The sequence below is a fragment of the Paenarthrobacter sp. NPDC089988 genome (assembly GCF_044748465.1).
In the GTDB taxonomy this organism is placed as follows: Bacteria; Actinomycetota; Actinomycetes; order Actinomycetales; family Micrococcaceae; genus Arthrobacter.
Genome location: NZ_JBIVGD010000020.1, coordinates 64,750 through 87,229, shown reverse-complemented (window position 1 = coordinate 87,229; position 22,480 = coordinate 64,750). Strand labels below are relative to the sequence as shown.

Genomic DNA, 22,480 nt, shown 5'->3' with positions numbered 1-22,480 from the left:
GCGACACCCTCTACGCCATGCTCCGCGACGGCACCCTCTACCAAGCCCAAACACCCAAAACCGCTTGACGAAAAACATAGGGACACTCTCACCAAACCACCCCTCCCCACCGACCCTCTCTCACCAAACCACCCCTTCCCACCGACGCTCTCTCACCACGGGAGGCCAACGTCCGGCGGCCTGTGGATAACTTCTGCGGGCAGGAGGCCTTCTGGGCAAGAATGCCCGTATGCGAAAACCCTCGACCTTTCCTCAAGCGCTGGCTTCTGCGCCATTTACCCTCAACCAAGCCAAGGCGTTCGGCGTAGGGAAACGGCAGCTTTGGAAGCGGAGTTCGATCGAGGGGGTCAGTCAGGGAATCTTCAGGCCCGCGGACTGGGAGTTCGATTTAGCCTCCGCGGCCCGGTCCCTTTCGTCCGCAAGTCCGGGCGCCTGGATTTCGCACGTAACAGCGGCGCGCCTCCAAGGCCTTTACTTGCCGCCGTGGCTGGCCGATTCGAATGAATTACACCTCAGCAAGCCCCGGAAACTACCGTCAGTTCGTCGGCGAGGTGTCATCGGACATACGGTGGTTATCGACGACTCTGAAATCGAGTTCGCACACGGCATGTGGATAAGCACCCGGCCCCGAACTTGGCTGGACTTGGCACGCCAATTGCCCCTGAGGGAACTCGTTTGCGTCGGCGATCAGCTCATTCGCGTTCCTCGGCCCGAGTTCGAAGGCCGGGACACCCCATATGCATCAATCAGTGACCTTCACGCGCTGATAGCACGGCACAAGAATCTTCAAGGAGTGGTGCGCGCCCGTGAAGCCCTGGATCTGATGCGCGTCGGAGCCGACTCTGTTCCCGAGTCCCTGCTTCGACTGGCAATGATCGATGCTGGCATCGCGGAACCGGACTTGCAGGTGCGACTTCGACTGAACGATCCATTCTCGCCGTCTGCGGACCTTGGTTTCCGGGAACGGCGCGTGGCCATTCAATACGACGGCGGACATCACCTTTCGGAGGAGCAGATCTTCAGCGATCGACGCCGGGATAGGGCCTTCGAAGCGGCGGGCTGGACAGTGCTTGTCTTCGGGAAGGACGATCTGGCGGACGGCTTCACCAAGGCAATAGTGGGAATCAAGAAGGCACTCCGAACCGGATGGACGGATCCGTCGGTCGAATCCGGTTTCGCGTCGGGACGGTGAGCGAGGGTCCGCCCCAAATAGGCGTTCGGTGAGCGAGCATCCGCCCCAAACGGGCGTTCGGTGAGCGAGCATCCGCCCCAAACGGGCGTTCGGTGAGCGAGCATCCGCCCCAAACGGGCGTTCGGTGAGAGAGGGTTGCCGAAAAAGGCACCAACGATGAGCGAGGGTTTGGAATTTGGGGGGATTCGGGGAGAGAGCGTCCGGGGGTGCAAAAATGCCCGCCGCCTTTGCAGGCAACGGGCATTCGCGCTTGATGAAGTATCTCTACTTCTTATTGCGGCGCTGGTGGCGGGTCTTGCGAAGCAGCTTGCGGTGCTTCTTCTTGGCCATACGCTTGCGGCGCTTCTTGATAACTGAACCCACGAAAGTTCCTTACAAACTAGATGAAGGTCCTGTCTGTTGGAACGGATCCGCGGACAAAGCAGCAGACGGTACAACTGACAGATTCTTACAATGACGTAAAACGTTCCTTAACAGGGTACCGCTTCAAAGGGGCACCCAATGACCACTGACCGCCACGCGGACCTTGGCACGGCTCAGGCGGTCTCCGATTGCCCGTCCACAACAGCACCTTTGAGGTACTGGGCGACGGCCTCTTCCGGAACCCGGAAGGATCGGCCGAACCTGACGGCGGGCATTTCCCCTGAGTGAACCAGTCGATACACAGTCATTTTGGAAACACGCAAGACGTCGGCTACTTCAGCCACCGTCATGAAACGCGCGTTCGAGAAGTTAGTCTCTGCGGACATTTCCCATATTCCTTTGCTCTCAGACAGTAGGACACCCCCAGTAGAACGGTGTGCCGATGCTGAGCCATCAAACAACCATGTGCTAGATACTCTAGAGGCTGATGGGGCCAATGTGAAAGAGCCTGCACCTAAGTGGGAACCCACTCCGGGGTCCAATTGCTACAACTCCCTCCTCGAGCCCGCCCATTTCGTGGCCGCACTGCAGGCAGTGCCGTGCGCACGGCATCCTGCGCAGCGAGACCACGAAACGGGTTCCAATCCTCGGGTGCGCCGCCTACTCCGCCGTTGCCAGGCGGCGCTTCCTGGCCGAGGCTGCCAGCTGCTCCAGGACGGAAGCCGTAACGTCCCACTCCATGCAGGCATCCGTGACGCTTTGACCGTAGACGAGTTCCTGCTCCCCCGCCAACTGCTTGGCAACGTCGAGGTTCTGCGCGCCACCAACAAGGAAGCTCTCCAGCATCACCCCGGCAATGGGGGAAGAGGCACCGGCCTCAAGCTGCGCGCCGATTTCCAGCGCAACCTCGGCTTGCCGGTGGTGGCTCTTGCCGCTGTTGGCGTGGCTGGCGTCGACGATCAACCGCGGGTTCAGCCCCTTGCCCGCGAGCTTGGACGAAGCAGCTGCGACGTCGGCTTCGGAGTAGTTCGGCCCCTTGCGTCCGCCCCTGAGGATCACGTGTGTGTCCGGGTTTCCGGCCGTCGCTACCAAAGCTGCCCGGCCGTCGTCGTCGATTCCCAGGAAGGCTTGCTCGGCAGCGGAGGCGCCGCACGCGTCGATGGCTACCTGGAGGTCGCCGTCGGTGCCGTTCTTGAAACCGATGGGCATGGACAGCCCCGAGGCGAGCTGGCGGTGGATCTGGCTCTCGGTGGTGCGGGCGCCGATGGCACCCCACGAGACGAGGTCGGCCATGTATTGCGGGCTGATGGGCTCCAGGAATTCGGTGGCAGTGGGCAGGCCCAAGGACGTGACCTGCTTCAGGAAGCCCCGGGCTGCCCGCAGGCCAGCGGCGATGTCATGGCTGCCGTCCAGGTGCGGATCATTGATCAGGCCCTTCCAGCCAACCGTGGTGCGCGGCTTTTCGAAGTACGTGCGCATGACGATCAGCAGGTCTTCCTTGTGCTTCTCGGCCTGGCTCACCAAGCGGCGGGCGTATTCGAGGCCGGCCTTGGGATCGTGGATGGAGCAAGGACCCACGATGACCAGCAGGCGGTCGTCCACGCCGTCCATGATGGCGCGGACTTCGTCACGGCCACGGTCGACGACGGCAGCCGAGCGGGCATCCAGCGGCAGCTCTGCGATGAGGTCCTGGGGTGCCGGAAGCGGCTCGAAGCGGGCGACGCGAAGGTTCGAGGTGGCGGGCTGCGAACTGTCCGCGGTCAAAGATTCGGGGGCGATGCTGGTCATTTCTGGGTCCTGTCCGGGATACGGAGCGGGCCCCTTTTCAGAACCCGCCGGATATGGCGAAGGGCAGAGAATCATCTCTGCCCCGTTGGCTCTGAAGGAAAGTTGGATGCGTGTCAGTTAGACGCGGGCCCCTCCAGAGCCAACGAAAAATACGCATACCAACGCTTAGTCATAGCCACACCATAACCGCGCGGAATCAAACCCGGCAAATCGTGTCCGTCATGATGACAAGAGCTTGCGCAGGAACTGCAATTGCTTGATCCAGTGGTGTTCCTGCCCGCCTTCATGGTTGTTGAAGCGGTACACCTCCACGTCCTTCTCCGGTGATCCGCCGGCCACGCCGTATGCGTTGTAGCTCGCGAACACGGTGGACGGCGGGCAGATGTCGTCCATCTGGGCGGCGGAGAACAGCGCGGGAACCGTGGCCGCGCGGCCCAGGTGAACGCCGTCGAAGTAGTTCAGCACCGCCAGCGTGGACTCGTAGCGGTCGCGATGCCGCCCAAGGAATGAGGCGATCTCCGGGTACGGGCCCCGCGGCGCAATATCGATCGCACGTGGGAAGTCCTGCAGGAAAGGTACATCCGGCAGCGCGGCGATGACGCCGTCGAGCCTTCCGGCCGTGAGCCCCGCCGTGGCGACCGTAATGCCGCCGCCCTGACTGACGCCCGCGAGGATCACTGTGGAAGGGTCGACGGCGGGATGCTGCTGTGCCGCTTCAACCGCCCGGAACGCGTCGGTGTAGACGCGCCGGAAATAGTACTCGTCCTGGTGGCCGGAGCCGCGGGTCATGAGGCCGGCGTAGTTCACTCCACCGGCAGAGGGGTGCGGATCCGGGGTGTCTCCGGAAACGCCGCCATAACCCTGGCCGCGGGTGTCCATGATGAAGTGCGCGTAGCCGGCCTGGGCCCAGCGGGTGTTCTGGTTGACCAGCCCGCGGCCGCCGGAGTAGCCGATGTATTCGACCACCACCGGAAGGCGCTCCCCGGCGTCGCGGTGCGCCGGGACGTGCAACCAGCCCTTGATACGGTCGCCTCCGAAGCCGGAGAACGTGACGTCGAAGGTGTCGATGACGCTGAGGTAGTTGTCAACGGGCTCGAAGACGGCGTCCAACCGAAACAGCCGGGCCTCAGAGATTGTCCGGTCCCAGAAGGTGTCCAGATCGGCAGGCGGCACGGCGCCGGACGTGTAGTCGCGGAGCTGTTCAAGGGGAAGGTCGAAGAGTGGCATGGTCCGTTCCAAGGAGAGGGATGGGTATTGCGGACGCTGAGGACATCCTACGTCATGGCAGGGTGGTGCCTGTCACAGAGCTTCAACAAGCAAGTTGCGGTAAGCGGCCACCAGGGGCGCCATCTGCCGGATTCCGAAGTACCCGCCCGCCAAGTGCCCGGCGGAAGGATCAACCCAGTCGAACAAGGAGAGCCCGTTGATGGAGAAGGCCACCCGGGGTCCGTCCTTGGTTACGGCCACCCGGTAGAACCCGTCCGCGTCCTCGGCGGGCGGGAGTGGGTCGGCCCCCTGGGCCACGAGTTCGAACCCGGCGCTCTTTCGCAGGTTGCACGTCCGGAAGGCCCGCTCGGAGGAGTACTTGTGGCGGAAATAGGAGACATGAAGCGCGTCGAGGTCTCCCGAGTGGTACTGCGGGTAGTAGCCGGTGCGCGGCGACAACCTTGCGGAAAACAGGTCCTCGCCACCATGTCCACGGGCGGAGAAGAACACCATGGCAAGGCCCGGCTCCTCGACCGGCAGGAAGTCCCAACTGATCCGCACACGGTCCGGCAATTCCTGGGGGCACCACAGGGTCCAGTGGGCGTGATCGCCGAATTCGTCCGCGTCCACCGAGCCGGAGAGCATCAACGCGCCACCCTCTGCTGCAGCGGCGCCGCCCGCCGCCGCGGCACCGTTGGCCAGCGCCGAAGCCGCCCCCTGCCCGCCGGCGTCGTACGTTCCCGCCGTCACGGGACCTTCGGCCACCCAGTCCGCCACATCTTCCGGCCCCCGCAAAGGGTTCCGGTACACCACGTTCAAGCCGAAGCTCCCGCCCGGACCGAAGAAGCCAAACCATAGCCCAGCGACTCCAACTGCCCGGCGACGTGGGCGGCGATCATGCGGGCGCCCTTCTGGTGGAAGTGGGTGTTGTCCTCCAACCCGCCGGCCCAGTGTGCGTGCTCTCCCGGTGCGAAATGGAAGAACAGCTCCTTGGAGCCCTCCTCCCCCATCTCCTGGTACAGGGCGCGGGTCCAGGTGTTGAGGTCGATCACCTCGAGCCCCAGCTCGCCGCCGAGTTCACGCACGACGGCGGGAAACTCGCCGAGCGTCTCCTGCAGCACTCCGGATTCAAAGTGCCGGCGTTCCACCGATGTGCACAACATCGGAACCGCGCCTTTGGAGCGGACTTCGGCAACCATGCGCCGGAGGTTCTCCGCGTAGCCGGTACGGGCGGCGAGGTGGGCACGCTTCTGGTCGTTGTGCCCAAACTGGATCAGTACCAGATCGCCTTGGACTGCCTGGTGCAGCAATTGGTGCCACAGGCCTTCTTCCCGGAACGATTCGGTGGTAGCGCCACCCTTGGCGTAATTGTGCACGGCCGCCCACCAGTAGGTTTCGGGCGCGAGGTGGGCACCCCAGCCGCTCATCGGATACTCGAAGCTGGGGCACGCGGCAACAGTGGAGTCGCCTGCGAGGAGGATCTTCATGGTGTCCTTTGGTTGAGTCTTAGCCCTTGACCGAGCCGATCAGCATGCCCTTGGCGAAGTGCTTCTGGAGGAAGGGGTAGAAGATGAGGATGGGCAGGGTGGCCACGACGATCACTGCGAACTTCACGCCTTGTTCGGGCGGGATGTACGTGGGATCCACGTTGCCCGTGCCCAGCAGGTCCGAAGCCGCGGTGACCTGGCGCAGGTACATCTGCAGGGTCCACATGTTGTTGTCGCTGAGGTATAGCAGCGGTGACATGAAGTCGTTCCAAATGCCCACGGCGTAGAACAGGGCGAAGGTTGCCAGCACCGGCTTGGACAGCGGCAGGAGGATGCGCCAGAGAATGCCGATCTCCGCGGCCCCGTCCATCTTGGCCGATTCCTCCAACTCCGCCGGGAGCTCCTGGAAGAAGTTCTTGATAATGATCAGGCTGAAGGGGTTGATCGCGGCCGGGAGGATCAAGGCCCAGTACGTGTTCAGCAAGCCGAGGTCCTTCACCAGCAGGAAGGTGGGGATCATGCCGCCGGAGAACACCATGGCGAAAACCACCAGGGAAAGGATCAGCTTCCGGCCCCGCAGCCCGCGCTTGGCCAAGGGGTATGCCATGGTGACCGTCAGCAGCAACTGGATCACGGTGCCCACCAGTGTCACCAACACGGTAGTGATCAGCGCCTTGGTGAACGCGGGCGTGGAAAAGATGTACTCGTAGGAACCGAGCGTGAATTGCTCGGGCCACACGAAGAACGCACGCCGCGTGATTTCGGCTTCCGTCGCGAACGAGCCTGCCATGACATACACGAACGGCAGCAGGGTGATGATCCCGATCAGGCTAAGGAACACATAGTTGGCAGCATCGAAGACCCGGCCGCCGCGGGTGTTGTGAATCTTCATTAGAACAGTCCGCTCTGGTTGAACCGCTTGGACAGCCAGTTGGTGCCGAAGATCAGCACGATGCCCACCAGGGATTTGAAGAGCCCGACGGCGGTGCTGTAGCTGTATGCGCCCTGGGTGATGCCCACGAAGTACACGTAGGTATCGAAGACGTCGGCCACGCTGCGGTTGAGTGCGTTGGTCATGAGGTAGATCTGCTCGAAGCCGGTGTTCAGCATCTGCCCGATCGCCAGGATGAGCATCACGATGATCGTGGACCGGATTCCGGGCAGCGTGATGTGCCAGACCCGGCGGAACCTGCCGGCACCGTCGATGATCGCAGCCTCGTACTGGTCCTGGTCAACGGTGGCCAGGGCGGCGAGGAAGATGATGGTCCCCCACCCTGTGTTCTTCCAGATTTCCTGCAGCACGATCAGCGGCCGGAACCAGTTGGGATCGGACAGGATGTCGGTGTTGGTGCCGAACAGTCCGTTGACGAACTGGAACAGCGGGCCGATGTCCAAGGCGAAGAGCAGGAAGCTCAACGAGGCCACGATGGTCCAGGACAGGAAGTGCGGAATGTACACGAGCGTCTGGACGGTGCGCTTGAGGATCGAAAGCCGGACTTCGTTGAGCAGCAAAGCCAGAACGATGGTCAGCGGGAACGCGATGCCCAGGTTCAGGAAGGCCAGGATCAGGGTGTTGGCCAGAAGCCTGGGGAAGTCCGGATTGGCAAAGAAATCCGTGAAGTTGGTGAACCCCACCCACGGGCTGCCGTTGACTCCCAGGAACGGAACGTAATCCTTGAACGCGATCGAGACCCCGTACATGGGCCCGTAGCGGAAGATCGCGAAATACAGCACTCCCGGCAGAAGGAGCAGGTAGAGCCACTTGTAGTGCGCAAAGTGGACAGCAAAGCCACGCCGCCGCGCCGGGGCGGGCGGCTGTGTGGCCGCCTGCCCCGGAGCTTTGGTCTCAACGACGGGCGCTGTCACTTCTTGTTGTCCTGCCAGAGCTTGTTGATTTCTTCCTTCACCTTGTCACCGCCGCTGGTGTTCCACAGCTTGATGGCATCCTTCAGGCCCTGCTCGTCGATCTGGCCGGCGAGGTACTTGATCCGGGCATCGGCCACGATGTTGTCCAACTGCGCACCCTTGGCAACGTACGTGGGCGAAACGAAGGCAGCGGCCGGGTTGTACACGGCGCTCTTGACGTCTTCGGCCATGACCTTCACGCGGTCATCGAACACCTTCTGTTCGTACTCGGAAGGCTGCTTGATGGCGTAGAAGTTGTTGCCCGTGACGTTGGTACCCAGTTGCGCGTAGCTCTTGATGTCAGTGTTGACCACCTTGCCTTCGGGCGTTTCAGGCTTGATGGTCGCGGCCAGGTTGCCCTCGACGGCGAAGTTGACGCCTTCGATGCCGTTGTTCAGCAGCACGGCGACTTCCTTGCTGTTCATCTTGTCCAGGAACTGCAGGACGTTCTTCAGCTCGCCTTCGGTGCGGACGCTGGACTTGGGGATGGCCAGGAAGCCGGAATAACCGTCGGTGGGGTGGGCGTGCAGTTCCCCGTCCGGACCCTTGAGGCTGCCAACGAAGCCCACCTTGTTCTGGAAGTCATTGGGGTTTGCCTGCTTGAAGAGGTTGATCAGCACGCTGACCCGGGAGTCGACATCCACAATGATGCCGCCCTTGCCGTTGAAGAACGGTTCGTTCCACTTGGTGCCGTCAAAGGTGGCGAAGTCCGGGTTGATGAGCTTCTCGTCCACCATCTTCTTGATGAAGCGGTCAGCTTCCAGGAACTCGTCTGTTTCGAAGCTCGGAACCAGCTTGCCGTCACGTTCGGTCCAACGGTTGCCCGCCCCGAACCATGTTTCGATCATGTCGTAGGGGCTGTTGGTGCCCAGGGCGCCCCACTTGGGAATGGTGATGCCGTAGGTGTCGTTCTGGCCGTTGCCGTCGGGATCCTGCTCGGTGAAGGCCTTGGCCACCTTGTAGAGGTCTTCCACCGTCTCAGGTGCCTTCAGGCCCAGCTTGTCCAGCCAGTCCTGGCGGAACATCACGGCCGCACGGATCGGGTTGCGGGCACGGAACACGCCATACACCTTGCCGTTGACGCTGGCGTTCTGCTCGACTTCCGGGAAAGTGGTCTTGAGGTTCGGGTAGTCCTTGAGCTTGTCCGTGAGGTCCCAGAACGCTCCGGCTTCGGCATTCTTCACGAAGCCCGGCGACTTGCTTTGTACCACCAGCACCTGCGGAATCTCCGACGACGCCAGGGTGATGTTCATCTTGTCCTCATAGGAGGAGTTGGGCGTCCATGTGATGTTGACGTCCTTGCCGGTCAATTCCTCGAGCTTCTTCTGCACCGCGCCATCGGCCGACGGTGGCTGGGCTTCGAGGAACGGTGCCATGATGCTGACACTTTTCAGGTCGGCTGCAGGCGCTTCGCCTCCGCCACACGCTGTCAGGGCCAGCGCTGCGGAAACAACGACGGCGGCTGCGAGCGTTGGTTTTCTACGGTTCATGATGATCCTTTTCCACTTCTTCGGGGTTGGTGTCCGTCGGGTCTGTTGGGGCCCCGCCGTGGAACCTCTTGATGGTCCACAGGTGGTGCCCTTGCTCGTCTTGATACGTTTCATTCGCGCCCACGCCAAGGGGGTCCACCGAGACGCCGGAGTGCCCCTGGACATCGAGGGAACGGTGCAGGACATGGTTTTTACTGGCGTTGGGGTCACGCAAGGCTGGCCTCCTTCGCAGGGTTGTCCGCCGGCGCGCTGGGCGCTTCTTTGCCCGCAGCGGCCACGGAATCGTCGTTGGCCGCGAAGAACCGATCACAGAGCCATCCCGTGACGTACAGCCAGGCGCCGATCCCGAAGAAGGGCAGCAATCCGGGCACCGCACGGCAGGCGAAGACTGCGGCGGCGGTCACGAACAAGAGGATGGCAGTCCCGGCCAGGTGGCGCATGGTGAAACGGGAAGCCATGAGGAAGTACTGCTGCAACGGCAACTCGTAGCGGGCGTACATCGGAAAGAGGTGGCAGACCGCGCCCGCGGCAAACAGCATGGCCAGGAGGACCGCGATGGAGGCAAGTTGCGAGCCGAGATCCCGGCCGCCGGAGAAGTAGCCCCAGTTCAGGACGAGCGCCGCCGCCACCAGCAACACCGGCAGGCCGAGCGCGTTCCCCTTGGCGAAGTTCCTGAAGTACTCCCGGACGAAGCGCCGGAACAGCGGCACAGAGTTGCCGCGGACCTTGTCCCGGACCAGGATGTGGGCTGCCGCCGTACTTGGCCCGATTCCCAGCACCACGCCACCCAGGAGGGTGAAGGCGATCCAGAGGACGTTGAGGCAGGCAATCCACAGGAGTGTGTCGAAGAACGTGTAGGCCCGGAAGCCAAACTCACCTGACGCCACGGGTCCCCCCTTTCTCCATCGTTGCAGAACAGGCCCAAGTAACTCGCAGTTGTTCTTGTTTTGAGGGCTCAGAGCAACCACAAATGCCAGTCAGTTGGGGTAGCCCGGGGATGGGCTAACTGCTGAAGTAAACGTTTTCCCAGCAACTTAGGCCGCCGTCGACGATGGAGTCAAGACTTTGCATTGAATCGTTACATTCGCGTGAAGTCCGCGCTACACTTGCTGGAGGAAATTCGGGAAAGCGCTTGCCGCCTAGGACGTGCCCCTTCTTGGCCGAATATCCCGCTACCGGAAATACTGTGACGAAGGCGTCGGCGCCCTCGTTGCCGCCCCAGATCGCAGCATGCACCAGAGGAGCCCCATGGACAACCCATCCACCGAACCGAGCGCCGCCGCACCAGGGCTGAAGGCCGCACCAGGGTTGAAGGCGGCCCCGGCCAGGATTGCCCTGGTTGGCGTCCATGGGTTCGGCCTCCACCACCTGGGCAACCTGAACAGGCTCTCGGCGCAGGGACGGGTGGAACTGGTGGCCGTGGCTGATCCGAACCCGCCGGCTCCCGGGGCGCTCCCGGAGACCACCGCCGTGCACACGGACCTCGATTCGCTGCTCGCCGGCAACCACAGCCCGGACGTCATCATTGTGGCTACGCCCATCCAAACCCACGCTCCGCTGGCATTGTCCGTGCTGGCATCCTCGGCAGATCTCTACCTGGAGAAGCCACCCGTTGCGTCCATGAAGGACTTCATCAGCCTGCAGCAGGCCGCCCGCGACTCCGGACGCAGCGTCCAGATCGGATTCCAAAGCCTCGGATCGCATGCCCTCGCAGCGCTGGCCTGCCTGGCACGGGGGGAGGCTTCACCCGAGCTTCCCGCTATTGGCCGGCTCAAGAGCATTTCCGCCACGGGCCGCTGGGTAAGGGACCGCGCCTATTACAAGCGCTCGCGCTGGGCGGGGAAGCGCAGTATGGACGGCGTTGACGTGGTGGATGGCGTGGCCACCAACCCGCTGGCCCACGCGATCGCCACGGCGCTCCGGATCGCCGGTGCCAAGGAGGCCGAACAGTTGGCTTCGGTGGACACGGACCTCTACCGCGCCAACGAGATCGAGTCCGACGATACGTCCGTGATCCGGCTCCGCACCTCGGACGGCCTGACCATCACGTGCGCCCTCACGCTCTGTGCCACCGAGTCCGTGGAACCGTACATCACGCTGCACGGCAGTGAAGGGACGGCCGTGTTCCACTACACCGAGGATCGTGTCACCGTGACGACGGGCGCCGGTGGGACCACCCACACCTTCGGCCGCGACGACCTCACGGAAAACCTGCTCCAGCATCTGTCCAACGGAACGCCCCTGCTGAGTCCGCTGGACCACAGCGGCGCCTTCATGCGGGTCCTCGAGGCCATCCGCACCGCTGAAGCGCCCACGGCCATTCCCGCATCGCATATTGAGTGGGTAGGAACGGGCGAGCAAGCGCATGCAGTGATCCCGGGCATCGAGGGGATCCTGGAACGCGCCACAAGCGCAAATGCCACGTTCTCAGAACTGGGGCTCCCCTGGGCCACCCGTGACCGAGCCGGCACCGAACCCCTTTTCGAGGCAGCAAAGAATGCAGTCACTACGCTGCGGACCGGGACCGCCCTGGACAGCGGCCTGTCTCCACGCCCCTACCTGCACCCCGTCACCACGCAGTCCGGCATCGTGGTGACCGACCACCTGCCGCTCGACCACGCCTGGCACCTGGGAGCGGGCTTCGCCCTGCAGGACGTCAACGGCACCAACTTCTGGGGCGGCCGCAGCTACCGGCGGACGGCAGGACGGTACGTGGACCTCGAGGACCACGGTCGGATCGAAATCCGACGCAGCGTTCGCCACCAGGACAACGCGGTCCTTGACCTTGAGTGGATTGGCACGGACGGCACCACCCTCCTCACCGAGCAGCGCACTTTCGGGCGTTCCGTGGTTGACCACCGCACGTGGCGGCTGGACATCCGGACCGAGCTGACCGCCGTCGTTGATGCCACGTTGGGAAGCCCGGGCTCCCATGGTGCCGCCGGCAGCGGCTACGGTGGATTCTTTTGGCGGCTTCCCGTCAATGGCCAGCCGCGTGTCTTCTCCTCCACAGCCGAAGGCGAACCTGCCGTGCACGGATCGGTTTCGCCGTGGCTGGCGTGGGCTGGAGCGTTCGACGGCGGACCTGTCACCTTGGTTTTCGGGGCGCCACAAGAGTCGGCTGATCCGTGGTTCGTACGGCTGGACGGGTACCCGGCCGTAGGTTCGGCCCTTGCCTGGGATTCACCCGTGGAACTCAAAGCAGGCCAAACGCTGAGCCGGACCATCCCTGTGTGGATCAGCGACGGATCCTTGGAAACTGCAGAAATCCAGGCCTTGGTGGCAGCACGGTGAACGCGTTTTCGCCCCAAGTACTCACGGCCACCCGCCCCACGGTCCAGGGCCTCACCCGCTGCCTCACCGCCCCAGCCAAGCCGACGTTTGCCTGGCGGCTGGCGGCAGCGTCACCGGACGCAGCCCAAACCGGCTACCGCATCAAGGTCATGGACAACCGGGGCAGCACAGTCTGGGATTCCGGTCAGGTCCTGTCCGAACAACAGCACCACATCCCCTACACAGGGCGGGACCTAGCTCCGGACTCCGACTACACCTGGACCGTGCAGTTAACGGATGCCGCGGGGGTCACGGGTGCTGCCTCTCCCCCGGCCGCCTTCAGCACGGGCCTCGGCGCCGCCGGAGTAGGCTGGGCTGCCCACTGGATCCACCGCGCTCCCGGTGGCCGGGCCCCGATGCAACTCATGGACGGCTTCCTGCGCATAGCAGGCAGTCCGCACGCTCCGTGGCCCGTCCAAGCCGAGGGACCGGTCACCATCAAGGCGCGGTTCCGCCTCCGATTGGGTACGGCGGGGATCCTCCTCCGCAGCGATAGCGCGGGGAATGGCCTGCTCCTTGAGCTCAAGCCCCAGGGCGCTGCGCTGCTCAGGCCGGCACCGGCCTGGGAGATCGGAGCCGCCGCCGCGCCCTACACGGAACCGGTGGCCGAGACCCAGGGTTTCGAAGCGGCAGCAGGGTCGCGGGCGGGAACGACTCCCGGCGACGGCTGGCAGGACCTCGCCTTGACCGACGACGGCGAGGGGATCGTGGTCGTCATTGACGGAAAGCAGGTGCTGGCCGCGCACGCACCCCGCCATGCCGGTCAGGGAACCGGCATCGCCTTCCACCAAGGACCCCGCAGCCAGGCAGAGTACCGTTCACTGACGGTGCATGCGGCGGGCACCACCGTACTGGAGGCAGACTTCACCGCACCGGACGCACTGGACACCTGGCAAACCAGCACGCCCCACCGTCAACCGGACGAGTGGACGCTCGCCAAGACCACCCTGGAACTGTCCGGCAGGGTGGTCCGGGCCCGCCTTTACGCTGCAGCCGGCCATCATGCACGATTCTCGATCAACGGCGTGCCCTGCCTGGAAACCACCAGTTTCGGCTATCCCGGCGAGCAGTTCTACGACGCCGTCGACGTCACCGACGCGCTACAGGACACAGACTTGGCCACCATTGAGGCGCTGGCCCACTGGTACGGCCCCGGCCAGGGCCGGGCTGCCGGCCGCCCGGGGTTGCTGGCCCAAGTGAGCGTTGAGTACGACGACGGCACCCGGGAGGTGTTTGGAGCCGACTCCGAGTGGATGCTCGCCGAAGGCCCTTACAGGCAAGCGGGGTACCGCAATGACGAAGGCGATCCGATCGAGCATCACGACGCCACGTCCTGGCCCGCACCGGAGGACTGGTCCCCCGCGCTGTCGCTCGGGCAGCACCCTGTCCCGGACTTTCCGGTGCTGCACCCCAACTACGCGATGGTTGCCCGGAACCAGGTGTCCGCCGTCGGGATCCGCGCGGCAGCTGACGGCACGCCCGTGGCGGACTTCGGCAGGGTCCTGCCAGGGCGTCCGGTGGTGGAATTCGGGAGCGGTGTACGTGGCCGGACCATCATGATGCGGGCAGGCTACACGCTGCTGGAAGACGGCCGGGTGGACCACGGAAAGACGGCCAGCCAAAACACGGACATGGCTTTTCCCTTCACGCAAACTGAAGGCCCCCAGCGCTACGAGGCAGCCGTCCATCTGGGGTTTCGCTACCTGGAGTTCCCCGGCCTGGAAGCCTCGGACCTTGAGCGGGTGGCCGCCGTCGTTGTCCATGCCGGGCACCCGGATGAGGCAACGTTCAGCAGTTCGGATCCGGTCCTGAACCAAGTGTTCGCCTTATTGAAGGACTCGGCGCTCTACGGCGTGCAGGAGCAGTTCGTGGACACCCCTACCCGGGAAAAGGGACAGTTCCTGGCCGACGCTGCGAACATTTCCTACGCCACCATGGCTCTCTTCGGCGAGCGCCACTTCACTGCCAAGGCCCTGCGCGAGTTCGCGGCGTCGGCGGGCCGCTATTGGGGCTCCCCGGAGGAGCGAGGGCGCTACAACGCGGTTTACCCGAACGGCGATGGCAAGCGCGATATCCCGGATTTCTCGCTCATGATGCCCGAGTGGGTGGAGGACTACCACCGCCACAGCGGCGATGATGCGCTGGTGGACGAACTGCTCCCCTGCCTCATCGACACTGCGGACTACGTACTCCGGCACATCCCCGACGACGGACCAACCGCCGGCCTGGTCACGAACCTCGGCGGAGGGTCCGGACCGTACCTGCACGGGATCGTCGACTGGCCGGCGCCGGGACGCTTCGGTTATGACATGGAGTGCGCCGCGCGGACAACGGTGAATGCGCAGGCTTGGGCAGTGCTCGACGTCGTCAGCCGCTTGTGCGCCACCGCTGGACGGCCTGGGGACTCGGCTAGGTTCGCTGCCGCGGCAGCCGCGCTCGGGGCCCGGTTCAATGGCGTCCTTCGGGTGGACGGGGTCATGGTGGACGGCCTGCACGCCGACGGCAGGCCGAGCCTGAACGCTTCCCAACATGCCACGTCATTTCCTTTGTCGTTGGGCCTGACCCCGGCCGAGCACTCTGCCAAAGACGCCGAACGACTGGCCGGAATGGGCATGCGGCAGGGTCCCATGACTGTTCATCGCTTGTTCCGTGCGCTGCTGGCGGAGGGACGGGTGGACGCTATCTTGGACCTCCTCACGGATGCCACGCAACCGGGCTGGGCCAGGCAACTGGAGGCCGGAGCCTCTTTCACGTGGGAGGCGTGGGATCTCGTGGAGGGCACAGACTACAGCCAGTCGCATGCGTGGTCGGCATCGGTGGTGCGGGAGATCTTTGAGTACCTCCTCGGTGTCCGCGTCACCGCGGCAGGGGCTGCCGCCGTCGTCATCCAACCCCCGGTGTGCCGGCTGGAATGGGCCGAAGGCACCATCCCTACGGAGCGCGGACCGGTCCGGGTGTCCTGGCGCCGCACCCCCGACGGCTTGGAGCTGGAGTACTCGGTGCCGACGGGGGTGAAGGCGGACGTGATCCTGCCGTAAGGTCAGCCGCGCAGCTGGCTCTTCGCCTCCGGGTAGGCCTTCTTGGCTGCTTCTTCAGGCGTGAGGCGGTTGAAGTGGACTTCCATGCCGTAGCGGCCCAGCACTTCCATCACCGAGCTTGAGCCGGCGGGCGGCACGGGAACGGCGTCGCCCAGTTCGGAGGAGATCTCGTCGATGAACTTGGCGGTGGCGGCGTCTTCCGGCGTGAGCTTAGGGGTCACTGCGGCCCGGACTTCGGAGTTGCCGGGGATGCCACGATCAGCCAAGGCAATTTCGCCCGCTTCCACGCTGTTGGAGAGGAAGTCGATGAACTTCTGCACTTCGGCCGGGTGCCTGGTGCGCGAACTCGCGGACCAGAACTGCGAAGACTTGTAGTATTGCTGGGCTTCCGCGGCTGAGCCGTCCGTGCTCGGCGGGCGGTGGATCTCCAACGCCTGACCGGACGCCTTGCTCAGGGCAGAAAGCTGGTTGGACCAGTACCATGCGAGGGCGAAGCGGTTGGTTGCCAGGCCCTGCTGGTCCACGGACGCCGTGACATCCTCGGTCATCACCGAGGCTGGAGGGACGGCTTTGGAATCCCGGAGCTTCGCCTGGTACTCATACCAGCCCTTCAAATCGTTCTCGTCGAAGCCGAAGGTGCCATCCGGGGAAAAGAGCTTCTTGCCGTGCTGGCGGAACCACAGGTTCATCGGTGCATCGCCGGTGACGGCACCGGATCCATAAACGCCGTCCTGGCTCTTCGAGGTGATGTCGGCGGCCGTCTTGCTGTACTCGTCCCAGGTCCACGTCTTGTCATCCGGGAGGGCGACGCCACTGGCCGAGACCAGCGCAGGATTGGCCAGGACCACCTGGGCATTCACGCCCGCGGTGATGGCGTACTGCTTGCCGTCCACCTTGCCTGCGTCCGCCACGGCCTGGTCGAACTTGGATTGGTCAACGTCCTTCAACTCCAGCAAGGCCCCGCGTCCGGCGTATTCGCCAAGGTAAGCCGCGTCCATCTGGATGATGTCCGGAGCATCCTGGGAGGCAACCTGCGTTGCGAGCTTGTCCCAATAGCCGGACCAGTCGCCGTATTCCCCCTTGATCTTGATGTTCGGGTTCTCGGCCTGGAACGCATCAATGAGTTTCTGGGTCATTTTGTGGCGGACATCGGAGCCCCACCAACTGAAGCGGAGGGTTACGGTCCCGTCGGATGCTGCCTGGGGTGAGCCGCCACAACCGGTCATTGTTATGGCGACCGCTGCCGCGGCGGCTGCGACCTTGAAGGAAAGGCCTGGGAAAGATTTTCGTGCATGAATCGACATCTGGAGTCCTTGTCTTGAACGCAGGTGAGTCTTGCAGAGACGCATCAGAGAAAACGCTTTCTCAGCGTAGATGTGCGTTACATCACAAGTCAAGGTATATTTTGTGAGTTTCAATCGTCAGGGTGTTCACAAAGCGCTCAAGTGCTCCCGGCCCGCCGTCGTGAAAAGACGTAGAGCAGCAAGCCAATCACAGCCGCCGACACCATCCCCAAGGCCCCAGTGACCACCAACCCGGTCCGCACGCCAAAATCTTCCGTCAGCCAACCGGCGAGCAGGCCGCCCAAAGCATGCCCGCCCAGGAGGAGCGGAAGATACAGGGCCAACACGCGCCCGCGGACGTGCGCTCCGGCTTCCAACTGCACTGCCGTCGCGGCGCTGGTGAGGAACATAAGGGTCATGAAACCCACCACCACCAGCAACACCACGAACCATTCCTCCGTCGGCATCAACGCGGCCATCAATTGGCTCAGGCCGAAGAGCCCGGCACTGGCAACAATGCCCTTCCTGCCGAAGCGCTTGATCCTCGTAGCGAGCAGCGCGCCAGCCAATGCGCCCAGGGCGCTGACGGTGTTGAACAGGCCGAAACCCGCGGGTCCGCTGTGCCACACCCTGTCAGCGAACGCAGCCAGGACCACCGGACCGTTCATGCCGAAGGCACCGAGCAGTCCCGCCAGGAGCATGGTGAGCAGGAGCGGCGGACGCGCGCGGACAAACCGGAAGCCTGCGAGGACCTGGCCACGCCCGCCACCAGGCCTGGCGTGGTCCGGGGCATGGTGGAGTTCATTGGGACGGATGGCCACGATCATCAGCAGCACAGCGATCCCCACCACGGCGTTGCCGGCAAACGCGGCAGCCGGTCCCGCCTTGGCGATGACGACACCGGCGAGCGCCGGACCCACCATCGCCCCAAGCTGGCCAATGGCACTGTTCAGGCCGATGGCCGCCGGCAATCCGCGGTCACCCACTACCTCGTTGACGAACACCTGCCGGGCAGGGCCGTCGATGGCACTGGTGACGCCCAGGGCAATGCAACTGGCATAGACAACCCAAACATCACGTCCGCCGGTGGCATTCCACACCGCCAAGCCCGCAGCAAGCACCGCCGCGACGGACTGGCACACAAGGAGGATCCGGCGTTTGGGAAAAAGGTCCACCAGCACGCCGCTGAGGGGACCCACCACCAGCATCGGGAGGAATTGGAGGGCGACAGCCAGGCCGACGGCGGCCGGGCTCCCCGTCAGTTGCAGCACCAACCAGTCCTGGGCCAGGCGCTGCATCCACACTCCCCCGCTGCTTGCCAGCGTGAGGGTCACGAAGATCCGGTAGTTATGGTGCCTGAGGGGGTAATGCCAGGTTTCGGGGTTGAGTGGCTTGCGTTGCGCGGGCTGTTGGGTTTGCGGACGCTGGGGAAACGGGCGCGAAGGCACGGGGGCGGTCAGCTCTTATCTGTGCGAAGGGTGCGGGCTAGCGGTTTCTGTAGTAACGGATCTTGATGGCGGCCGTGGCAAGGATGAGCGCGCCGGGAACAATGACGAACAACGCCTGGAGCATCCACACGAAGACCACCGACATGCCCAGGGCCGCCAGCAAAAGGAGCGAGCCGCTCCAGTCGCGGACGGAGTCTTCCTTGGCGGTGGGGTAGGCTGCGGCCCACCCCTCGCCACCACCCGCGTCGGCAGGAGGGGTCGCAGCATCCCACGCCACGGGCCCGCCCCAATTACCCGCGGTCCGCAGCAGCAGGACCGTGCCCGCGGCCGCCAACAACAGGGTTGCGGGCAGGATCACCGTGCGCCCCGGCAGTTGCTCCACCAGCGCGAGCAACAGGTTGAGGACAATCACCAGGCCGGCAACCGCCGTCGTGATGCCGTACTTCCAACTGCCGGGCAGCGCCCGGCGGAAGGTGCTCCAGAGGGACTTGAGGGAATCGTCCCTGCCGCTGAGGTGCCTTTCGAGATGGACGACGCCGGCAGCATAGGCCGCCGGCGCCGTCACCAACGGCAGGGACAACAGGAGCACGATGACGCCTGCCAGCATCGTCTCGGCGAAGAGGGCAAAGCGGTTGACCGGAATTCCGGGCTTGTCCGAGGGTTTTCCCATGGTGTCCATGACGCTCATTGCCTGCCCTCCTAGCCCTTGAGGCCCTGGGTGGAAACGCCCTCCACGATGTAGCGCTGGAAGATCAGGAAGAACACCAGCACGGGGAGGAGGGCCAGCACGGACATGGCGATCATGGCCCCGTAGTCCGAGCTCTGGGTCTGGTCCACGAAAAGGCGCAGGGCCAGGGGAAGCGGGTACTTTTCCGGAGTGTTCAGGTACAGCAGCGGGCCCAGGAAGTCGTTCCAGCTCCAGATGAAGGAGAAGATGGACGTGGAGATCAGGGCCGGTTTCATGAGCGGGAGCATGATGGAACCGAAAATGCGGACGTGCCCGGCACCGTCAATGCGGGCCGCCTCATCCAGCTCGGCCGGCAGTCCGCGCATGAACTGGACCATGAGGAACACGAAGAACGCATCGGCCGCAAGGAACTTGCCGATCAACAAGGGCACATACGTGTCCACCAGGCCCAGCTGCTGGAAAATGATGTACTGCGGAATGATCACCACGTGGAACGGCAGCAGCAGGGTGGCTATCATCATGCCGAAGAACAAGCCGCGGCCCGGGAAGTTGATCCGCGCAAAGGCATACGCGGAAACGCTGGCCGAGAGGACGGTGCCCACCACGGCACCAATGGCCAGGATCAGGGAGTTGGTGAAGAACGTCAGCGTGCTGACCCCGCCAATGCCGTCCATGGCAGTGACAAAGTTGTCGAAGCTGAAGTTGGCCGACCACAGCGAGGTATTGCCGCCGCCGATCTCCGAATTCGGCTTGAAGGACGAGGCAATCATCCACAACGCCGGGTAGAGGACAATCCCCACCAGGACCAGGGCGACGATGTGGAAGATGACGCTCTTGGCCTTCCGGGCAGCCCCGGATTCGGCCTTCGGGTTATAGGCCGGGGTCTCTGCCGGCGCTGGTGCGGACTGCGTGGGAGTTGCCATGGTTGTCATTTCGAATCACCGCTGTAGTGGACCCACGACTTGGAGGTCTTGAAGAAGATCAGCGTGATGACGCCGACCACGATCACCAGGAGCCAGGCCATCGCCGAGGCGTAGCCCATCCGGAAATCGCTGAAACCGCGAAGGTACAGGTAGAGGGTGTAGAAGAGGGTGGATCCTGCCGGGCCGCCCTCACCGTTGGAGATGATGTAGGCCGAGGCGAAGATCTGGAACGCGTGGATGGTCTCCATCAACAGGTTGAAGAAGATCACCGGCGACAGCATGGGCCAGGTGATGTTGAAGAACTTCCGCACCGGGCCCGCACCGTCCATGGAGGCGGCCTCATAGAGATCCGCGGGGATCTGCTTCAGGCCGGCCAGGAAGATCACCATCGGTGCGCCGAACTGCCAGACCGTCAGCAGGATCATCATGGGCATGGTCATGGACGGGTTGCCCACCCAGCCGCCGAGGTTGATGCCAAAGAAGGACAGGCCCTGGTCCACGGGACCGGAGTCGCCGAACATGGCCTTCCAGACGATGGCGATCGAAACACTCGCGCCAATGAGGGAAGGAGCGTAGAACGCTGAGCGGTAGAAGCCCTGGCCTTTCCGCTTGCTGTTCAGCAACATGGCCACTGCCAAGGCGGCGGCGAGCTTCAGCGGCGTACCGAAGACCACATAGCTCAGGGTCACGCCCACCGACTGCAGGAACCGCTCGTCCTGGAACAAGGTGGTGTAGTTGTCGAGGCCGATCCACTTGGGAGCTTCGAAGAGGTTGTAGTTGGTGAAGGAGAGGTACAGCGAGGAAATCATCGGACCAACGGTCAGGGCGATGAATCCCAGCAGCCATGGCAGCAGGAACGTGTAGCCGGCGCGGGCATCCGCACCCCGCCGCCGCGGCTTGCGCGGCTGCGGGGAAGCGGACGACTGGGAACGCCGGCTCAGGGTTGGGCTTTGAGTCACGGGTTTCTTCCGTCAGTTCAGGCCTGGATCAGGCGTTCTGCTTGATGAGGTCTTCGGCTTCCTTGAACCACGCATCGGCCGCGCTGTCCACGGTCTGCTTGCCGTAGTTCAGTTCCGAGCCGATGCGTTTGAATGATGCTTCAAGCGTGCCGAAGCCGACGATGGGCGGCTCGGGAGCGTCCTTGAGGTACTTCTCGATCGACTTCTCGTAGTCCACCACCAGCTTGTCCGTGCCCTCGAAGGTGGTGCCGTCGCGCTGGGTCTTGGAGGCGGGAACACCGCGGGAGGTCTTGAAGATCTGGCCAACCTCGGGATCGTTGACCATGAAGTCGATGAAGCGGGCTGCTGCATCCTTGTACTTGGTCTTGGCGCCGGCCACCATGAGCATGGAGGGCTTGAGGAACAGGCCCAGGTTGTCCGGATCGTCGGACGGAACAGGAACGAGCTTGAGCTCCTTGGCGCCACTGTCCGCGAGGTAGCCGGCCATGAAGTTGTCCCAGGTGGCCTCGGTGGCAGTGACGTTGGAACCGAACGGGGACTTGGGCAGCAACTGCGTTACCTTGTCCTCGCCCACGATCGCCCCGGTGCCGCGGAGGCTGCCGGTCTGGTTCCACCACTTCTTCAGGTCGTCCTTGGAGAAGCCGAGCTTGCCCTCATCGGTGAAAGCCTCGATGTTGTTCTGGCGCAGCCAAATGTTGAACATCCACCACACACCCGTGTAGTCGGTGCCGCCGAACAGCGTTCCATTGCCCTTTGAGCCAACTTCGGTGAGGAACGCATTGAATTCCTTGTAATTCCAGGTGCCGTCCGGCTCTGCGATACCCAAGGTCTTGAGCTTGGCAGGGTCGTAGTAGATGGCAAAGGCGTTGGTGCTGGTGGGGATGCCGAACTGCTTGCCCCTGATCTGCCCGGAAGGAAGGAGGGACTTGTCGAAGGCGTCGGTGTTGATCTTCACGGTGCCGAGGTCCAGGAGCTGGTTGCGCTGCCCGTAGTCCCGCAAGTAGGAAAGGTCCCACTGCATGACGTCCGGAAGACCGCCACCGGCAGCCTCCGTGGCCCGCTTCTGCCAGTAGCCGGTGAAGTCGGTGAAGTTGCCGTTCACCTTCACGTCCGGGTTCTTGGACTCGAAGAGGGCAATGGCTTTGCGGGTTCGCTCGGCACGGTCGTCGTTGCCCCACCAGGTGTAGGTAATGGTGACGGGGTTCTGGGCTGAGCCAGTCTGCCCGGAGGACGAGGACTGTCCACAAGCGGACAGGAACGCAGCAGATGCCGTGCCCAGGGCCACCGTGGTGAGGAAATTCCTTCTGTTGATCATGAGAGCCTCCTTGCTCAGTTGGTGCAAGCCCCATTTTTGATCATTACAACGTGGCAGTGATC

At 63.6% G+C, this 22,480-nt stretch carries 20 protein-coding genes; 3 read left to right on the top strand and 17 right to left on the bottom strand.

The window, feature by feature from the left end; genetic code table 11:
• The first annotated feature begins 796 nt into the window (after positions 1-796).
• On the top strand, positions 797-1,192 hold the full coding sequence (locus tag ACIPV6_RS19950) for an endonuclease domain-containing protein (protein ID WP_400272552.1): 396 nt from the start codon (positions 797-799) through the stop codon (positions 1,190-1,192).
• Positions 1,193-1,456: 264 nt separating this feature from the next.
• Here the strand turns inward: ACIPV6_RS19950 and ACIPV6_RS19945 are convergent, their stop codons facing one another.
• The 11 genes from ACIPV6_RS19945 to ACIPV6_RS19895 form a co-directional block, all read right to left on the bottom strand.
• Positions 1,457-1,555: a 30S ribosomal protein bS22 gene (locus tag ACIPV6_RS19945; protein ID WP_003792170.1), complete on the bottom strand. Its 99-nt coding sequence runs from the start codon at positions 1,553-1,555 to the stop codon at positions 1,457-1,459.
• Between the two features lie 173 nt (positions 1,556-1,728).
• Positions 1,729-1,941 carry a helix-turn-helix domain-containing protein gene (locus tag ACIPV6_RS19940; protein WP_017199160.1) on the bottom strand — a complete coding sequence of 71 codons (213 nt, stop codon included), beginning with the start codon at positions 1,939-1,941 and terminating at the stop codon, positions 1,729-1,731.
• Positions 1,942-2,215: 274 nt separating this feature from the next.
• Positions 2,216-3,343, bottom strand: coding sequence for a 3-deoxy-7-phosphoheptulonate synthase (locus tag ACIPV6_RS19935; RefSeq protein ID WP_400272551.1), 1,128 nt, complete (start codon positions 3,341-3,343; stop codon positions 2,216-2,218).
• Positions 3,344-3,562: 219 nt separating this feature from the next.
• Complete coding sequence (locus ACIPV6_RS19930; RefSeq protein WP_400272550.1) at positions 3,563-4,570, bottom strand: acetylxylan esterase; 1,008 nt, start codon at positions 4,568-4,570, stop codon at positions 3,563-3,565.
• Positions 4,571-4,642: 72 nt separating this feature from the next.
• Positions 4,643-5,362, bottom strand: a complete 720-nt coding sequence (locus tag ACIPV6_RS19925; protein WP_400272554.1) for a DUF1961 family protein — start codon at positions 5,360-5,362, stop codon at positions 4,643-4,645.
• A gap of 2 nt (positions 5,363-5,364) precedes the next feature.
• Positions 5,365-6,036 (bottom strand): rhamnogalacturonan acetylesterase, encoded by a 672-nt coding sequence (locus ACIPV6_RS19920; protein ID WP_400272549.1) that lies wholly within the window; start codon positions 6,034-6,036, stop codon positions 5,365-5,367.
• A gap of 19 nt (positions 6,037-6,055) precedes the next feature.
• Positions 6,056-6,928, bottom strand: a complete 873-nt coding sequence (locus ACIPV6_RS19915) for a carbohydrate ABC transporter permease (protein WP_400272548.1) — start codon at positions 6,926-6,928, stop codon at positions 6,056-6,058.
• Positions 6,928-7,902 carry an ABC transporter permease gene (locus tag ACIPV6_RS19910; protein ID WP_400272547.1) on the bottom strand — a complete coding sequence of 325 codons (975 nt, stop codon included), beginning with the start codon at positions 7,900-7,902 and terminating at the stop codon, positions 6,928-6,930. The genes ACIPV6_RS19915 and ACIPV6_RS19910 overlap by 1 nt, the downstream gene beginning before the upstream one ends.
• Positions 7,899-9,431 (bottom strand): extracellular solute-binding protein, encoded by a 1,533-nt coding sequence (locus ACIPV6_RS19905; protein ID WP_397325597.1) that lies wholly within the window; start codon positions 9,429-9,431, stop codon positions 7,899-7,901. Before ACIPV6_RS19905 ends, ACIPV6_RS19910 begins: the two co-directional genes overlap by 4 nt.
• Positions 9,421-9,645 carry a hypothetical protein gene (locus ACIPV6_RS19900; protein WP_400272546.1) on the bottom strand — a complete coding sequence of 75 codons (225 nt, stop codon included), beginning with the start codon at positions 9,643-9,645 and terminating at the stop codon, positions 9,421-9,423. Before ACIPV6_RS19900 ends, ACIPV6_RS19905 begins: the two co-directional genes overlap by 11 nt.
• Positions 9,638-10,318 (bottom strand): YesL family protein, encoded by a 681-nt coding sequence (locus tag ACIPV6_RS19895; protein WP_400272545.1) that lies wholly within the window; start codon positions 10,316-10,318, stop codon positions 9,638-9,640. The genes ACIPV6_RS19900 and ACIPV6_RS19895 overlap by 8 nt, the downstream gene beginning before the upstream one ends.
• Positions 10,319-10,679: 361 nt before the next feature.
• Between ACIPV6_RS19895 and ACIPV6_RS19890 the strand changes: the two genes are divergently transcribed.
• Positions 10,680-12,725 carry a DUF6807 family protein gene (locus tag ACIPV6_RS19890; RefSeq protein WP_400272544.1) on the top strand — a complete coding sequence of 682 codons (2,046 nt, stop codon included), beginning with the start codon at positions 10,680-10,682 and terminating at the stop codon, positions 12,723-12,725.
• Complete coding sequence (locus ACIPV6_RS19885) at positions 12,722-15,802, top strand: family 78 glycoside hydrolase catalytic domain (RefSeq protein WP_400272543.1); 3,081 nt, start codon at positions 12,722-12,724, stop codon at positions 15,800-15,802. The genes ACIPV6_RS19890 and ACIPV6_RS19885 overlap by 4 nt, the downstream gene beginning before the upstream one ends.
• Before the next feature lie 2 nt (positions 15,803-15,804).
• Here ACIPV6_RS19885 and ACIPV6_RS19880 read toward each other — a convergent pair whose 3' ends face one another.
• The 6 genes from ACIPV6_RS19880 to ACIPV6_RS19855 all read right to left on the bottom strand — a co-directional run bounded on the left by ACIPV6_RS19880 (position 15,805) and on the right by ACIPV6_RS19855 (position 22,418).
• Entirely contained in the window at positions 15,805-17,106 is a 1,302-nt protein-coding gene (locus ACIPV6_RS19880; RefSeq protein WP_400272542.1) for an ABC transporter substrate-binding protein, read from the bottom strand.
• 137 nt (positions 17,107-17,243) lie between these two features.
• Positions 17,244-18,533, bottom strand: a complete 1,290-nt coding sequence (locus ACIPV6_RS19875) for an MFS transporter (protein ID WP_400272541.1) — start codon at positions 18,531-18,533, stop codon at positions 17,244-17,246.
• Positions 18,534-18,570: 37 nt separating this feature from the next.
• Positions 18,571-19,221, bottom strand: a complete 651-nt coding sequence (locus ACIPV6_RS19870) for a Poxvirus protein I5 (RefSeq protein ID WP_400272540.1) — start codon at positions 19,219-19,221, stop codon at positions 18,571-18,573.
• Positions 19,222-19,232: 11 nt separating this feature from the next.
• Positions 19,233-20,153, bottom strand: coding sequence for a carbohydrate ABC transporter permease (locus ACIPV6_RS19865; RefSeq protein WP_400272539.1), 921 nt, complete (start codon positions 20,151-20,153; stop codon positions 19,233-19,235).
• Entirely contained in the window at positions 20,150-21,103 is a 954-nt protein-coding gene (locus tag ACIPV6_RS19860) for a carbohydrate ABC transporter permease (protein WP_400272538.1), read from the bottom strand. The genes ACIPV6_RS19865 and ACIPV6_RS19860 overlap by 4 nt, the downstream gene beginning before the upstream one ends.
• 28 nt (positions 21,104-21,131) lie before the next feature.
• Entirely contained in the window at positions 21,132-22,418 is a 1,287-nt protein-coding gene (locus ACIPV6_RS19855; protein ID WP_400272537.1) for an ABC transporter substrate-binding protein, read from the bottom strand.
• Positions 22,419-22,480: the final 62 nt, after the last annotated feature.

What these genes read in the sequence shown, in the direction of transcription:
- ACIPV6_RS19940 (WP_017199160.1), bottom strand. Translation starts at nt 1,941, where the DNA reads ATGTCCGCAGAGACTAACTTCTCGAACGCGCGTTTCATGACGGTGGCT.
- ACIPV6_RS19935 (WP_400272551.1), bottom strand. Translation starts at nt 3,343, where the DNA reads ATGACCAGCATCGCCCCCGAATCTTTGACCGCGGACAGTTCGCAGCCC.
- ACIPV6_RS19930 (WP_400272550.1), bottom strand. Translation starts at nt 4,570, where the DNA reads ATGCCACTCTTCGACCTTCCCCTTGAACAGCTCCGCGACTACACGTCC.
- ACIPV6_RS19920 (WP_400272549.1), bottom strand. Translation starts at nt 6,036, where the DNA reads ATGAAGATCCTCCTCGCAGGCGACTCCACTGTTGCCGCGTGCCCCAGC.
- ACIPV6_RS19915 (WP_400272548.1), bottom strand. Translation starts at nt 6,928, where the DNA reads ATGAAGATTCACAACACCCGCGGCGGCCGGGTCTTCGATGCTGCCAAC.
- ACIPV6_RS19905 (WP_397325597.1), bottom strand. Translation starts at nt 9,431, where the DNA reads ATGAACCGTAGAAAACCAACGCTCGCAGCCGCCGTCGTTGTTTCCGCA.
- ACIPV6_RS19890 (WP_400272544.1), top strand. Translation starts at nt 10,680, where the DNA reads ATGGACAACCCATCCACCGAACCGAGCGCCGCCGCACCAGGGCTGAAG.
- ACIPV6_RS19880 (WP_400272542.1), bottom strand. Translation starts at nt 17,106, where the DNA reads ATGTCGATTCATGCACGAAAATCTTTCCCAGGCCTTTCCTTCAAGGTC.
- ACIPV6_RS19870 (WP_400272540.1), bottom strand. Translation starts at nt 19,221, where the DNA reads ATGAGCGTCATGGACACCATGGGAAAACCCTCGGACAAGCCCGGAATT.
- ACIPV6_RS19865 (WP_400272539.1), bottom strand. Translation starts at nt 20,153, where the DNA reads ATGACAACCATGGCAACTCCCACGCAGTCCGCACCAGCGCCGGCAGAG.
- ACIPV6_RS19855 (WP_400272537.1), bottom strand. Translation starts at nt 22,418, where the DNA reads ATGATCAACAGAAGGAATTTCCTCACCACGGTGGCCCTGGGCACGGCA.